10 protein-coding genes are annotated in these 13,671 nt (G+C 71.6%); 2 read left to right on the top strand and 8 right to left on the bottom strand.

What is annotated here, in order from left to right:
• Positions 1 to 14 precede the first annotated feature (14 nt).
• The 6 genes from DEJ49_RS00795 to DEJ49_RS00770 form a co-directional block, all read right to left on the bottom strand.
• Positions 15 to 1,607: a sigma-70 family RNA polymerase sigma factor gene (locus DEJ49_RS00795; protein ID WP_411757126.1), complete on the bottom strand. Its 1,593-nt coding sequence runs from the start codon at positions 1,605 to 1,607 to the stop codon at positions 15 to 17.
• Positions 1,608 to 1,741: 134 nt separating this feature from the next.
• Positions 1,742 to 2,875: an LCP family protein gene (locus DEJ49_RS00790; protein ID WP_150181883.1), complete on the bottom strand. Its 1,134-nt coding sequence runs from the start codon at positions 2,873 to 2,875 to the stop codon at positions 1,742 to 1,744.
• A gap of 53 nt (positions 2,876 to 2,928) precedes the next feature.
• Positions 2,929 to 3,417 carry a transglycosylase SLT domain-containing protein gene (locus tag DEJ49_RS00785; protein ID WP_150181882.1) on the bottom strand — a complete coding sequence of 163 codons (489 nt, stop codon included), beginning with the start codon at positions 3,415 to 3,417 and terminating at the stop codon, positions 2,929 to 2,931.
• 343 nt (positions 3,418 to 3,760) lie between these two features.
• Positions 3,761 to 4,702, bottom strand: coding sequence for a family 16 glycosylhydrolase (locus DEJ49_RS00780; protein ID WP_411757125.1), 942 nt, complete (start codon positions 4,700 to 4,702; stop codon positions 3,761 to 3,763).
• 122 nt (positions 4,703 to 4,824) lie between these two features.
• Positions 4,825 to 5,256, bottom strand: a complete 432-nt coding sequence (locus tag DEJ49_RS00775) for a GNAT family N-acetyltransferase (RefSeq protein WP_150181881.1) — start codon at positions 5,254 to 5,256, stop codon at positions 4,825 to 4,827.
• A gap of 46 nt (positions 5,257 to 5,302) precedes the next feature.
• Positions 5,303 to 6,517: an alpha/beta hydrolase family protein gene (locus DEJ49_RS00770; protein ID WP_150181880.1), complete on the bottom strand. Its 1,215-nt coding sequence runs from the start codon at positions 6,515 to 6,517 to the stop codon at positions 5,303 to 5,305.
• A gap of 189 nt (positions 6,518 to 6,706) precedes the next feature.
• Between DEJ49_RS00770 and DEJ49_RS00765 the strand changes: the two genes are divergently transcribed.
• Complete coding sequence (locus tag DEJ49_RS00765; RefSeq protein WP_223832667.1) at positions 6,707 to 8,497, top strand: immunity 49 family protein; 1,791 nt, start codon at positions 6,707 to 6,709, stop codon at positions 8,495 to 8,497.
• Between the two features lie 84 nt (positions 8,498 to 8,581).
• Positions 8,582 to 11,908 (top strand): amidohydrolase family protein, encoded by a 3,327-nt coding sequence (locus DEJ49_RS00760; protein WP_150181879.1) that lies wholly within the window; start codon positions 8,582 to 8,584, stop codon positions 11,906 to 11,908.
• A gap of 60 nt (positions 11,909 to 11,968) precedes the next feature.
• Here DEJ49_RS00760 and DEJ49_RS00755 read toward each other — a convergent pair whose 3' ends face one another.
• Positions 11,969 to 12,589, bottom strand: coding sequence for an L-threonylcarbamoyladenylate synthase (locus tag DEJ49_RS00755; protein ID WP_150181878.1), 621 nt, complete (start codon positions 12,587 to 12,589; stop codon positions 11,969 to 11,971).
• A gap of 37 nt (positions 12,590 to 12,626) precedes the next feature.
• On the bottom strand, positions 12,627 to 13,448 hold the full coding sequence (locus tag DEJ49_RS00750; protein ID WP_150181877.1) for an alpha/beta fold hydrolase: 822 nt from the start codon (positions 13,446 to 13,448) through the stop codon (positions 12,627 to 12,629).
• Positions 13,449 to 13,671 lie beyond the last annotated feature (223 nt).

The raw sequence follows: 13,671 nt of genomic DNA, 5'->3' as shown, positions 1-13,671 counted from the left end.
GCTTCCCCCGGCGGTCAGAGCGCCGTGCCGAAGGCCTGCGTCCACCAGGGGCCGCCGGAGCCGTTGTGGATGCCCACGCCCAGCTCCTTGAAGTCGCAGTTGAGGATGTTCGCCTTGTGACCGGGGCTCTTCATCCAGGAGTCCATGACCGCGGCGGGGCTCTGCTGGCCGCGGGCGATGTTCTCGCCGTACGTGCTCCAGCGGTAGCCGGCCGCGGTGATGCGGTCGCCGGGGTCCGTGCCGTCGGGGCTCGTGTGGTCGAAGTAGTCGCGGGCCGCCATGTCGGCGGAGTGCTTGGCGGCCGCCGTGGCGAGCTTGCCGTTGGAGCTGACGGGACCGCAGCCCGCCTTCGCGCGCTCGGCGTTCACCAGGGCGACGACCTGCTCGGCCGTGCCGCTCGGCTGCTGCGGCGCGGGCTTCGGAGCGGGCGCCTCGGGCTTGGGCTTCGGCTTTGGCTTGGCCGGGGTGCGGGTCGGCGAGGGCGTCGCCTTCTTCTTCGCCCTGCTCGGCTTCGGCTTGGCGCTGGGGGACGCGGAGCGCTTGGGGGAGGCGGAGGGCGAGGCGCTCTTCGACGCGGACGGGGTGGCGGGCGAGGCGGATGCGGCGGCGGTGGACGGCGCGCTCTCGTCCGCGTCCGGGCTCGTGAGGAGGTGCACCGCGGCGCCTCCGATGCCGAGCGCCACGACCGCGGCGGCCACTCCTGTCGTACGACGCCGGCGTCTGGCGCGATCACGGCGGGCCTGCGCCCGGGCGGAGACGGGAGCGGACGAACCGTCGCCGTGGGCGGCGGACGCCGAGCCGACCTCGACGAGATCGGGCGGCACGACAGGACCGGCGAGCGCGGAGCCCACCGGCACGAGCCCCAGACCCACCAGGAGCCCCTCGGCGGGCACCAGGTTCGACCAGTGGCCCTCGCAGGCCGCGCAGCCGCGGGCATGGCGGGCCAGCCGCTTGCGCCACAGGGCCGACGGCACACCGTCCCAGCCGGCGATCATCTGCTGGAGCCCCCCGCACGGAGGGTGGGCCGACAGTGCGCGTACGACCACACGTGCCGTCTCCAGCTGGGCCTTCATGCGCTGCACCCGTACCGCCGCGTGCTGCGGCGACAGCTCCAGCACCTCGGCGACCTCGGCCCGCGTGAGCTCGCCCGCGGACTCCAGCCACCACAGCGAAAGCAGCGCCCGGTCGTCCTCGTCCAGCCAGCGCGTCGCCTCGGCGGTCTCCTTGCGCTGTCCCGAGAGCCCGAGCCGCGTGATGGTCAGGTCGACGAAGTCCGCGCCCGGGTCCACCACGTCGTACGCGTCGGCGAGACCGCTGCCGGCGGGTATCGCGCCCGAGGCGCGCTCGCGCCAGTGCCCGCGTATCTGGTTCATGGTGATGGCGACCAGCCAGCTGCGGAAGGTCGCGGGGTCGCGCAGGCCGTCCAGGCCGCCGAGGACGCGCAGCATGGTCTCCTGCACCACGTCGTCCACGTCCGCATGGCCGTTCAGGGCCCGTCCGACGATGTTGTAGACCAGCGGCAGGTACTCCGCCACCAGCGCGTCCTGCGCCTGCTGGTTCCCGTCCTGCGCTGCCCTGATCATCGCGCTGTGGCGTTCGCTGCTCACGCTGTGTCCACTCTCTTTGTGGGGGGCCTGTCTCCTCCGACACAGGGGAGACGCCCTGCGAACGCCTGGATAACAGAAAACGCGCACAGGATGTGCACGGATTCCGTCGTATCCGGTCCGAGGTTGTCCGAGGTTCAGGAACCCGCCGAGACCGGCGAGTCCGTCCTGTCGCCCACCGACTGTTCGGTCGCGGACTTCGGTATGGGCTTGTCGTGGCGCAGCGCGTTCCAGACCCGGTGCGACGCCTTGTCGAGCGGCAGGACCCGGCCCGCGTCCTGTGCGTCGTAGGTGACCGGCATCGTCACCATGTCGGTGTCGTCGGGGCTGATGCCCTTCAGCTCCTTGGCCAGGCCGAGCAGCTTGTCGGCCGACGCGAGGTCGGAGTCGGCGCTGACCGTCTTGGTCGCGGTGTCCGCGAGACCGTAGGACTTGGCGGGGCTGCTGAGCGGGTCGACGGTGTCGGCGCGGTGGATCAGGGCCTTGATGAAGGCCTGCTGGAGCTGGATGCGGCCCAGGTCGCTGCCGTCACCCACACCGTGCCGGGTGCGGACCAGCGCCAGGGCGTCCTCGCCCTGCAGCGTGTGCTTGCCCGCGGTCAGCGAGAGGCCGCTGTTGGGGTCCTTGATGGCCTTGTGGGTGGTGATGTCCACACCGCCGAGCTCGTCGATGAGCTTCTGGAACCCCTTGAAGTCGACTTCGAGGTAGTGGTCCATGCGCAGGCCCGACATCTGCTCGACCGTCTTCACGGTGCAGGCGGGCCCTCCCACCTGGTACGACGAGTTGAACATGGCCTGCTGGGCGCCCGCGGCGGCGCCGTGGGACGTCGCGCACTGCGGCCGCTCGACCATCGTGTCGCGCGGGATGCTGACGACCGATGCCTTCTGGTGGGTCTTGTCGACGTGCAGGACCATCGCCGTGTCGGCGCGGGCCCCCTGCACACCGGTGCCGTACTTGCCGTGGGTCCCTGCCCGTGAGTCGGAGCCGAGCAGGAGGATGTTCATCGATCCGTCGCGCTGCTCCGCCGGCCTGTCGTGGCCGAGAGCCGCGTCGACGTCCGTGCCCTGGATGTTGCCGTCGAGGTGCTGCCAGGCGTAGGCGACGCCTCCGCCACCGGCGAGCACCAGGCCCAGGGCGCCCCACGCGACGTACCGCAGGGCCTTCTTACGGGGCTTGCGCCGCGAGCCTCGGACCCGGGCGGGCCCGTAGGCGGGCACCGAGGGGCCGTCCGCCGGGTGTGCCGGGTGCTCGTTCTGGCTCTCGTGCGGCATGCGCTGCCTCTCCTCGCGAATCAGGTGTCCGGGAAACTCGGTGGTCCCTGGACTCAGTACGCGGAGTCGACGTTGTCGATGGAGCCGTACTTGTCGGCGGCGTAGTTGGCGGCCGCGGTGATGTTGGCGACCGGGTCGGTCAGGTTATGGGGGGTTCCGTCGACGTGGTACGCCTCGAAGGTCGGCTGGATGACCTGAAGGAGGCCCTTGGACGGCGTGCCGTTCTGGGCGTTCACGTCCCAGCCGTTCTGCGCGTTCGGGTTGCCGGAGGACTCACGCATGATGTTGCGGTGCAGGCCCTCGTAGGAGCCGGGGATGCCCTTGGACTTCATGATGTCGAGGGACTCGCGGATCCAGCCGTCGAGGTTCTCGGGGTACTTCTTGTCGCCCGCGGCGGCGTGCGGCGCGGCGGCGGGGGCCTTCGCGGGCTCCGCGGCGTGGGCGGGGGAGGGGACGAGGGTCAGGGCGGCGGCGGCCGCTCCCGCGGTGGCGATACCGGCGACGGAGAACTTGCGGGTGCGAGCGGTGCGCGTCAGGGACATGCGGGTGCAACTCCTGGGTGGGGACGAGAGGGGCGCCGGACCGAGCGGGTGACTGTGCCCGCTGTGCGGTCCCGGGCGTCCCGAAGACTCAGCCAGGGTTAGCGGCGCCCGGGGTCGGGCGCAATGATGTGACGTACTACCGCGATACGAAGAAGCCCTGGTGGAGACCGCGCCTCGCGGAGCCCAGGGCCGGGCTCACGCCTCGGAGCGGCTACTACCGTCCTTAGCATGTGACGTGGCCCCTATGAGGGGCTTCACAGCCGCGGAGCCCTCCGAGTGGCCTGGGTCACCGGTTTTCCGGGTGGCCGGTACCGCCGCTCGGAGGGGCGCCCGCGACGGGGCCTCAGCTGCCGGTCGGAGCCACGTTTCCGCCGGTCACGCGGACGTAGTCGACGATCAGCTGCTTCGGGAAGGTCGTGCTGCCGTCGGGATCGCCGGGCCAGTACCCGCCGACCGCGAGGTTCAGGATGAGGAAGAAGGGCTTGTCGAAGACCCACCTCTTGCCGTTGAGGTCGGCCGGGGTGCGGGTCTGGTAGACGCGGCCGTCCACGGACCAGGTGACCTTGTTCGGCGACCAGTCCACCGCGAACGTGTGGAACTTGTCCGCGAAGGCCTCGCCGCCGGGCAGCGTGTACCCCGCGCCGATCCCGCCCGACCCCGAGTAGCCGGGTCCGTGCAGTGTGCCGTGCACGGTGGACGGCTCGAAGCCGACGTTCTCCATCACGTCGATCTCGCCGCTGTTCGGCCAGCCCACGCTGCCGATGTCGGCGCCGAGCATCCAGAACGCGGGCCACATGCCCTGGCCGCGCGGCACCTTCATCCGCGCCTCGACGTGCCCGTACGTGCTCGTGAACTTGCCGGACGTGTTGAGCCGGGCGGAGGTGTACTCACAACGGCCGTACCAGCACTGGTAGTTGCCGGGGTTCTCCTTGCGGGCGGTGATGACCAGGTTGCCCTGGCCGTCGAGGGCCGCGTTCTTGTTGCCCGACGTGTAGTACTGCCGCTCGTGGTTGTTGACGTTGTCGCCGGTCTCGATCTGCCACTTGCCGCCGTCGACGGCGGCTCCCGCCGGGCCGTTGAAATCGTCGGTGAAGGTGGACGCTGTCGGCGCGGCGGCGGAGCGGGCCGGGGGCGCGTTCTCCGCCGAGGCGGTGGGCAGCACGCCGAGGCTCGCGACGCCGCAGACGAGGGCGAGCGCGCCGAGTTTGGTGCGGCGACTGAGGGAGGTGGACGCGGGGGAGGTGGGCACGGTCATCACATCGCTTCGCGTGGGGGGCATGCGCATGACAATGGAACGTCGAGAAGTGAACGCGACGCACGATGCGTCGCGCGCACTTCGTTCAGTACTTGATTTAAGGCAGACTCCTGGGCCCCGTCAAGGAGTTGGTGCGGACCGGCCTCCCCGCGTCAGCGCGCGGGCATCGACCGGTACATGCCGATCGAGTCATGCGTCGCGGTGTCGGCGAAGCCGAACTTCTCGTAGAGGAAGCGTGCCGGACCGTCCGCGATCAACGAGACGTACGCGGTCGCGGGAGCGCGCCGCTCCAGCTCCTCGGTGAGCGCGGCCATGATGCGCCTGCCGAGGCCCCGCCCCTGGTGGTCGGGGTGTACGCAGATGTCGACGAGCTGGAACGCCGTGCCGCCGTCGCCGATGATCCGGCCCATGCCGATCGGCTCGCCCTCGTGGTGGAGGACCACGCCGTGCCAGGTGTTCGGCAGGGCGAGCGCGACGGCTTCGGGAGCCCTGTCGGAGAGGCCGGCGTCGGTGCGCAGGCGGCGGAAGGTCTTGACGGACGGCACTTCCGCACGCAGCTCGTAAGGGTCATAAATCTCGTTCATGTGTTACATGCTATCCGTGGCGCCGATCCTGGCGCCCGGCGGCCGGTCAGCGCCGCTGGAAGGTCACCTCGGGATTGCCCGGCGTCGGCCCGTCGAGCAGCGGCTGCGGGACGCCCCGCAGGTGCTGCTCGTAGAACGCGCCGATGTAGGCCCGGGTGATCTGTTCGGAGCGCTCACCGGACAGCGGCACCTCGGGATCGTCCGCGCCCGCCTGCGCGGCGAGGACGGGGATGTCGGTGAACGTGAAGTGCCCCGAGCCCTTGACGGTGAGCCACCGCTTCCAGCCGTCCATCCCCTCCCAGGTCTCGTCCCAGTTCTTGCCGTCCTCCACGCCCGGCGTGTGGATGGTCTCGGCGCCGAGCATCAGGAACGGACGGCCGCCGAGGCCGGTGGGGCGGGTGTGGAAGTGGCCGTCCATGTTCATGCCGGCCCGCACGCGGCGGTCCCCGGTCATGGCGGCGAGCGTCCCGGACCCGCCGATGGAGTGCCCGCCCGCACCGATCCGCTTCTCGTCGATCATGCGGGCGTGCCGCCAGGCGTTCTTGCCACCGGTCAGCCGGTCGATGACGTACGAGATGTCCTTGGCCCGCCCCTTCGAGGCGAGCTCGCCGCCGCCCGGCTCGTCGAAGGGCCCGCAGGCCTGGCAGGTCAGGATGCGCCCGCCCGGGAACGCCGTGCCGAGGGACTCGTAGGCGTGGTCGACGGTGGCCACGACGAAGCCCCGGCTCGCCAGGTCCTCGGCGAGATGCGTCAGCGTGGAGCGCGGGGCGGTGAACCCCGGGGAGAGCACGATCAACGGGAACCGCCCCGGCGCGGGACGCACCCCGGTGCGGGCGTAGGTGCGGGTGCCGGCGTACGCGGCGGGGGAGAGCAGGTCCTCCTTCTTCCACCACTCCAGCAGGAGCCGCGCCTCCTCCTCCGACGTATAGGCGGTGGGGCGCCCGCCCCCGTGCCGCCCGGGGTAGTACACGGACGCCATCAACTCGCGGGCGCCCGCCGACGGCACCCACGGGTCGGGGCGGCTCTTGTCGACGAGGTGCAGGGTGTCGCGGCCGACCGCGTACGGGCCGGTGGGGCGCGGAAGCCGGAGTGACGCCGTCGACTTGGTGTCCGCCGGGGCGGCACTCGCCGAGGTCCGAGCGGAGGAGCCGTCCCCCGCTGCGGCGAAGGCGGTCGCGCCGCCCGCGAGAGGGACGGCCAGAGAGAGGGCGAGGGCGGTGGCAAGAGCGCGTCTGCGCGCGGTGCTCCGTGATGCTGTCATGCCAAAGGACGCTAGTGCGCGAGCAGTTGACGCCACGTCCGTCTCTGGTACCGCACACCACCAGACCCTGGGGGTACACACACGGGAGACATCAGCTCCAGGGTGTACGTCACCTCCCCACCCCCCTTTGTCACGCGCCGGACCCACCCGTCGTACATCCGCCCCGCGCCTTCTTCGTAGAGTCACCGGGTGAACGAACACCACGCACCAGATCCCCACCTGCCGATGCTGACCTTCCCGCAGGCCGAACGCCTGCGGAGCCTGACAGCCGATCACCTCCTCACCCGCCACGGGATACGCCCGCGGATCGAGGGCGATGCCGTGCTGTGGGGCGACGGACGCCGCAGCCCCCTCCCGAACCTGGCGCACCAGTGCCGCGCCGCCGCGGAGGAGCACTGGCCCCGGCTGGTCGAGCAGCACTTCACGACGCTGGAGAACGGATCGCGGGGCGGGGAGAGCGCGCGGGAACTGCTCGAAGGAACCGTCCTGCGGCTCCTGCCCGACGACGCCTTCCCCGGCGAAATGGCGAACAGCTTCCGCTACACGCGCCCGGTCGCCGAAGGCCTGCTCCTTGCGCTCGCCCTCGACACGCCCACCTCCGTGCGCATTCTCACCGACCACGACGTGGCGAGCGTCGGACCGGATCAGCTCTGGGTGGCCGCCCGCAACAACCTGATCCGCGAACTCGTCGAGCACGACGAGGCGACAGGGCCGCAGGGCGCGCGGCTGTGGACCGTGTACGGCGACTCCCACTTCGTGGCCAGCAAAGCCCTCGTACTCCCCGAACTGGCCCGCGCCACCACCGGCAAGGACCTGCCGGAGGCGGGCGCGCTCGTCGTCCTGCCCAGCCGCAACCTGCTGGCGTTCCACCCCATCGAGGACGGCACGGTGGTCGACGCGGTCAACGACCTGGGCGCGTACGCGCTCGGCGCCTACGAGGACGGTCCCGGCGCACTCTCGCCGCGGCTGTACTGGTGGCACGAGGGGCAGCTGACCTCGCTCACCGCCATCGACCACGAGACCCGCTCCTTCTCCGTGGTGCCGCCGCCCGAGCTGATGGAGCTGATGAAGAAGCTGCACGCGCAGAGCGCGCCAGCCCCCGCGGAGCCGCAGGCCGTCGCGGCCGCGGTTCCCTCCGGCGAGCCGGTCGGCGCCGAGGCCGACGCCGCCGACCTCGACCCCGCCGCCGCGGCCGCGGGCATCGTCAGGCTCGCGCAGAGCGAGGCGGGCGTCGCCCACACCTTCGCCGCGACGAAGCGCCTGAGCGACGTCCGCTTCGCCGCGGACCCCGACGGCGGGCGCCTGGAGACCTGGGAGGCGTGGGTGTGGGCGATGCAGACCGGCTCGGCACTGTTCCGCACGACCGTCGCCACCGAGGGCACGGTCGAATGCCGCATCGCCGACCGCACCCTGCGCCTGCCCGCCACCGGACCCGTACCGGGCGCGGACGCCCGCGCCTGGCTCGACGCCTTCTACCTCGCCGCCGTCTGCAGGGAACGGGACCGCCTGACGCTGCTCTGCAACGTGCCGCTGGACGACCTGCGCCGGGCCGCCTTCGCGGACGAATACGTCTTCCACTGGATCCAGACACTCCGGGCGTTCTGGCTCAGGCAGCCCATGGACGACGTCGTCCAGCACCTCATCGCCACGATGGAGACCTCCCACCCCGACGTCGCGACCCGCACTCCCGGTGACTTCCTCAACCTCATCGACTACCAGCCGGCCGCCCTCATGCACCGCCTGATCGCAGGCGACCGCGACGCCTTCACCACGACGCTCGCCGAAGCGCTCGCGCACCACGAGAGGTACTGGAGCGACAGGCCGGACGCCGGAACCACCGCGCTGTACAACCGCATCGCCCTCGGCCCGCTCGCGCTGGCATGCCTGGCGTACGACTCGGACTTCCCCGTCGACGACACGTCGCCGTACCTGCCGAAGCACCTCCTCAAGCGCGACTGGCTCGGCGAGTTCCCCACGTAGGACAGTGACGAGATGCGGGACATCGGCGTGTTGGCGTCGATGGGTGTTGTCTCCGGCGGTGCCGATGGGCGAGTGTTCTGTGTCATGGACTGTGACCGGCACAACACCGTGTTGCCTCTGTCCCGACGTCAACTCTTCGTCGCCGCGGGCGCGTCCGGGGCCGTCGCCGCCCTCGGCACCGCGACCCCGGCGCCGGCCCGCCCGCGCACCACGGTGCCCCTCTCGTTCACGCGCGTGACGAACGGCGCGGCGACGCTCGCACCGGGCGCCGACCGCCTGATCGTCGAGGCGCAGGCCACCCTGTGGTCCCTGCCCCGCACCGGCGGTGAGGCGGTGCCGCTGACACCGGCCGGACTCGAACCGAACCGGCCCGTGTACGCGCCGGACGGCACGTCGGTCGCGTTCTGCGCGTACCAGGACGGCGGCTTCCACATCTGGACGATGCGCCCCGACGGAACGGGGCTGCGACAGCGCACGGAGGGGCCCTGGGACGACCGGGGCCCCGCCTGGTCGCCCGACGGTACGCGGATCGCCTTCGCGTCGGAGCGGGGCGGCGATCCGGTGCGCGGCGGCTCGTACCGCATCCACGTCCTGGACCTCGCGAGCGGCGACATCGTCCGCGTGACCGGCCGCCCCGGCCAGGACGGCCCGCTGCAGGAAGGACCGTGGGAGGACTTCGACCCCACGTGGTCACCGGACGGCGGACGACTCCTCTTCGTCCGCGGCAGACCGGTCGCGACGCAGACGGGCAGCACGCTGGAGGCCCGCACCATCGCGTCCGTCCCCGCGGACGGCGCGGGCCCCGTCGCCGTCACCCACACCGAGACCGCGAAGGCGCAGGTCATGACGCCCGCCCTCGCCCCCGACGGAGAACGCCTCGCCCACCTGCGGACCACGGCCGCGCCCGACGCGTCCTGCACGCTGGTCGTCGACGGCAGGCCTGTCGCGCTCGACGGCGACCTGGCTCCCGTGCCGCCGCGCTGGACGGAGGACGGCAGGCTGCTGCTCACACTGGACGGCCGCTTCACGCTCGTACGTCCCGACGGCGGGGGCGGGCCGGAGGGTCGTGTACGTGCTGACGTCGGGGGCGGGCCGGAGGATCCCGACCGGCGTCGTCCGCACGCCCGTGACCCGGAAGTGATCCCCTTCGACGCCACCCTGCCAGTGCAACGCCCCCGCTACCGGGTCAAGGAGTACGACCTGGGCCTGGGGCGGGCACGCCCCACGCGCGGCATCCACCTGCCCGCCCTCTCGCCGGACGGCCGCCGGATCGCCTTCGCCGCGCTCAACTCCCTCTGGGTGGCGGCGGCGTCGGGCGGCAAGCCACCCCGGCGGCTGCACCGCGCCTCGGCCACCGGCTACCTGCTCGCCCCGACCTGGACACGGGACGGCAAGTCCCTGATCTACGCCGACGACCGCGACGGACTGCTCGGCGTGTACCGCCACGACCTCGCCACCGGCACCGAGACCGCACTGGCGACCGGCGGCCGGACCCACCCCGCCCTCTCGCCCGACGGCGAACGGCTCGCCTGCCTCGACATGACCGGCCGCCTCGTCGTACGCGACCTCGCGTCCGGCACCGAACGCGCGCTGGTCACGCCCCTCGGCGGAGGAGGCCTCCCGGGCCGCCCCAGCTGGTCGCCCGACGGCCGTCACATCGCACTCTGCGACCGGAACCGCATCAACAACCGCTTCCGCGAGGGCTACAACCTGATCCGCGTCGTCGACGCGAGCACCGGAGCGGACCGCCTGCATGCCGTGGCCCCGCACGCCTCGCTCTCCGACCGCTACGACTCGGGACCGGTCTGGTCGCCGGACGGCCGCTGGCTCGCAGTGATCGTCGAATCGGCGCTGTGCCTGCTGCCCGTGCGTCCCGACGGGACGCCGCGCGGCGCACTGCGGGTGCTCTCCGACGAATCGGCCGACCACCCGTCATGGGCGGGCGACTCGAAGTCGCTCCTCTACCTGTCGAACGGGCGACTTCGCCTCGTCGGAGTGGGAGCCGGAGTCGGAGCCGGATCCGGAGTCGGCGTCGGTGCCGGCGGGGAGCGTCCACGCACCATCCGGGTGCCGCTGGACCAGCGCAGGCCCACGCCCGCGGACGTCGTCGTCCACGCGGGACGGCTGTGGGACGGCACCGGGGACGAGGTGCGGGACGACGTCGACATCGTGGTCCGCGCCGGCCGCATCACCTCCGTACGCCCCCACCGCCCCGCAGGCCCCGCCCGCCCCGCGGACCGCCGCGTCGACGCCTCGCACCACACCGTCGTCCCCGGCCTGTGGGACACCCACACGCACCCCTGGCAGACGACCTACGGCGGGCGTCAGACAGCGGGCCAGCTGACGTACGGCATCACCACGGCGGTCTCACTGGGCGGCTTCGCCTACGAACAGGCCCGCATTCGCGAGGCGGTGTACGCGGGAGAGCTGGCGGGCCCCCGCCTGCTCACGACCGGCGAACTGCTGGACGGTGCCCGCGTCGCGTACAGCATGGGCCGAGCCCACCGGAGCAGGGCGGCACTGAAACGCTCGCTGCGACGCGGGGCGGCGCTCGACTGGGACTTCGTCAAGACCTATGTGCGGGCGCCCGGATGGGTGATGGAGGAGGCGGCGCGCTTCGCGCACGAGAAGCTGGGAGTACGCACGGGCGGCCACCTCCTCTCACCCGGCATCCAGCTCGGCCAGGACCTGACGACCCATCTGCAGGCCACGCAGCGCGCGGAGTTCGGGCACGCCATCACGGCCACCGGCCGCGCGTGGGACGACGTCGTCGAGATCTACAGCGCGCGGGGCGCGGCGTTCTCCCTCATCGCCACACCGTTCACCTCGGCGCCCCTGCTCGGCGCGGACCCGGCACTCGCGGACGACCCGCGTGTCACCGCGGTGATGCCACCGTGGGACGCGGCTGCCGTGAAGGCGGGGGCAGCAGTACCACCGACGGACGCCCAACTGGCGACACTCCGTCGCGAAACCGACATCTACCGCCGCATCCTGTCGGTGGGAGGCCAGGTGGCCCTCGGCACGGACCAGCCCATCGTCCCGGTGGGCCTCGCCCTCCACCTGGGCCTGCGCGCCCTCCACCTGGGCGGCCTGACCCCGGCGCAGGCGCTGCGCACCGCCACCGTACGGCCGGCCCAGGTGTTCGGCCTCGACCGGCACCTCGGCACGGTCGAAGCGGGCAAGGTCGCCGACCTGACCATGGTGGACGGCGACCCGTTCACGGACTTCGACGCGATGGTGCGGACGGTGTCGGTACTCCGTGGCGGAACGCTCCACCGGACCGCGGACCTGACCGCCGCGTTCGAGCGGCGACGGCGACAGCGACAGCGACGGCCGAGGGAGGGGGAGGCGTACTGGCTGAAGGTCGGCCACCTGATGCGGAGGGACGGCTGCTGCACGCCGGTGGACTGAGCACAGCACCTCCTCCGGTCGGGGCTGTCGGAGCCGGCGGGGCTGTCGGAGCCGGCGGGGCTACTCGAACCGGGAGGTGTCGCCGGCTCCCCGCCGCACGATCTCCGCCTCGCCGTCGGAGAAGTCGATGACGGTGGTCGGGACGGTACCGCAGTCGCCCGAGTCGATGACCGAGTCCACGACGTGGTCGAGGCGCTCCTTGATGTCCCAGCCCTGGGTCAGCGGCTCCTTTTGGTCGGGCAGGAGCAGCGTGCTGGACAGCAGCGGCTCGCCGAGCTCGGCGAGGAGGGCCTGGGTGACCGTGTGATCGGGGATGCGCACGCCGACCGTCTTCTTCTTCGGGTGCATCATCTGCCGGGGCACCTCTTTGGTGGCGGGCAGGATGAACGTATAACTGCCGGGCGTCGCGGCCTTGATGGCACGGAACACGTCGTTGTCGAGATGAACGAACTGCCCCAGTTGCGCGAAGCTCTCGCACATCAGCGTGAAGTGATGCCGGTCGTCGAGCCGACGGATCGACCGGATGCGGTCCATGCCGTCACGGCTGCCGAGCTGACACCCCAGCGCGTAACAGGAATCCGTCGGATACGCGACGAGCGCGCCGGAGCGGATCCCGTCGACGACGCTGCTGATGCTGCGGCGCTGGGGGTTGTCGGGGTGCACGTCGAAGTACTTGGCCATTGTTCGAGTCTAAGTGACACAGATGTGCGCGCCGGGGCTAGGCGGCGCCGATGAAGTCGAGCAGGTCCCGGTTGACGGCCTCGGCGTGGGTGACGCAGATACCGTGCCCGGCCAGGGAGTACTCCTTATAGATGTTGTCCGGCACCGTCTTGGCCAGCCGCCGACCACAGAGGGCGACGGGAGCGGAGGCGTCGGCGTCGCCGTGCAGGATGAGGGCCGGCACCTCGATCGCGGCGGCCTCGGCGCGGAGGTCGGTGCGGAACGCGGTCTTCACCGCTTCGACGGCGGCGATCGCCGAGCAGTCGAGGCACTGCCGGATCATCCAGTCCATCAGCTCGGTGGAGACACTGTTGCCCAGGTGCGTCGCGAAGAACGCCTGCGAGTTCTGCGCCATCCAGCGCGGCCGGTCCTTGGTCCGCTCGGCCGTCATGGCATCGAATATCTCCCGCGGCACGCCCTCGGGATTGTCCGGCGCGGCGAGCGGGAACGGCGCGGTGGTCCCGATCAGCGCGACCCGGCTCACCCGGTCGTACCCGTGCCGGGAGAGGTACCGGATCACCTCCCCGCCACCCATCGAGTGGGCGACCAGCGTCACCTCTCGGAGGTCCAGGTGGTCGAGCAGGGCGGCGAGGTCGTCGGCGAGGGTGTCGTAGTCGAAGCCGTGACCGACCCAGTCGGAGCGACCGTGCCCCCGCCGGTCGTAGGCGACGCAGCGCAGACCGCGCCCGGCCAGCGGCAGCATCTGGAACTCCCACGAGCTGCTGGCCAGCCAGGCCCCGGCCACGAAGACGACGGGCTTGCCCTGCCCCCAGTCGGTGCAGAAGAGACGCGTCCCGTCGCAGCCTTCGAAGTTCGGCATGGGGTGGGTCCTTTCGCTGCGGTGCCGGTGGTGTGTTGTGTGTCGCGTGACGTGTGACGTGTGGCGTGTGGCGTGTGGCGTGTGGCGTGTGGTGCGATGAGCCAACTCTCGCCGAGGGGGATCACTCCGTCGATTACCCGAAAGGTAAGGACGGGCGGAACTGCGGAACTAGGGACCGACGAAGTACGACTACTCGGGTGGAAGGTGCGTCAACTCCCCTAGT

The organism is Streptomyces venezuelae, from assembly GCF_008642335.1.
In the GTDB taxonomy this organism is placed as follows: Bacteria; Actinomycetota; Actinomycetes; order Streptomycetales; family Streptomycetaceae; genus Streptomyces; species Streptomyces venezuelae_F.
This window is presented reverse-complemented; position numbering and strand designations above follow the sequence as displayed.

Bases quoted from the DNA above. Each gene is read 5' to 3' on its own strand.
- DEJ49_RS00790 (WP_150181883.1), bottom strand. From the start codon at position 2,875: ATGCCGCACGAGAGCCAGAACGAGCACCCGGCACACCCGGCGGACGGC.
- DEJ49_RS00785 (WP_150181882.1), bottom strand. From the start codon at position 3,417: ATGTCCCTGACGCGCACCGCTCGCACCCGCAAGTTCTCCGTCGCCGGT.
- DEJ49_RS00780 (WP_411757125.1), bottom strand. From the start codon at position 4,702: ATGCGCATGCCCCCCACGCGAAGCGATGTGATGACCGTGCCCACCTCC.
- DEJ49_RS00775 (WP_150181881.1), bottom strand. From the start codon at position 5,256: ATGAACGAGATTTATGACCCTTACGAGCTGCGTGCGGAAGTGCCGTCC.
- DEJ49_RS00770 (WP_150181880.1), bottom strand. From the start codon at position 6,517: ATGACAGCATCACGGAGCACCGCGCGCAGACGCGCTCTTGCCACCGCC.
- DEJ49_RS00760 (WP_150181879.1), top strand. From the start codon at position 8,582: ATGGACTGTGACCGGCACAACACCGTGTTGCCTCTGTCCCGACGTCAA.
- DEJ49_RS00755 (WP_150181878.1), bottom strand. From the start codon at position 12,589: ATGGCCAAGTACTTCGACGTGCACCCCGACAACCCCCAGCGCCGCAGC.
- DEJ49_RS00750 (WP_150181877.1), bottom strand. From the start codon at position 13,448: ATGCCGAACTTCGAAGGCTGCGACGGGACGCGTCTCTTCTGCACCGAC.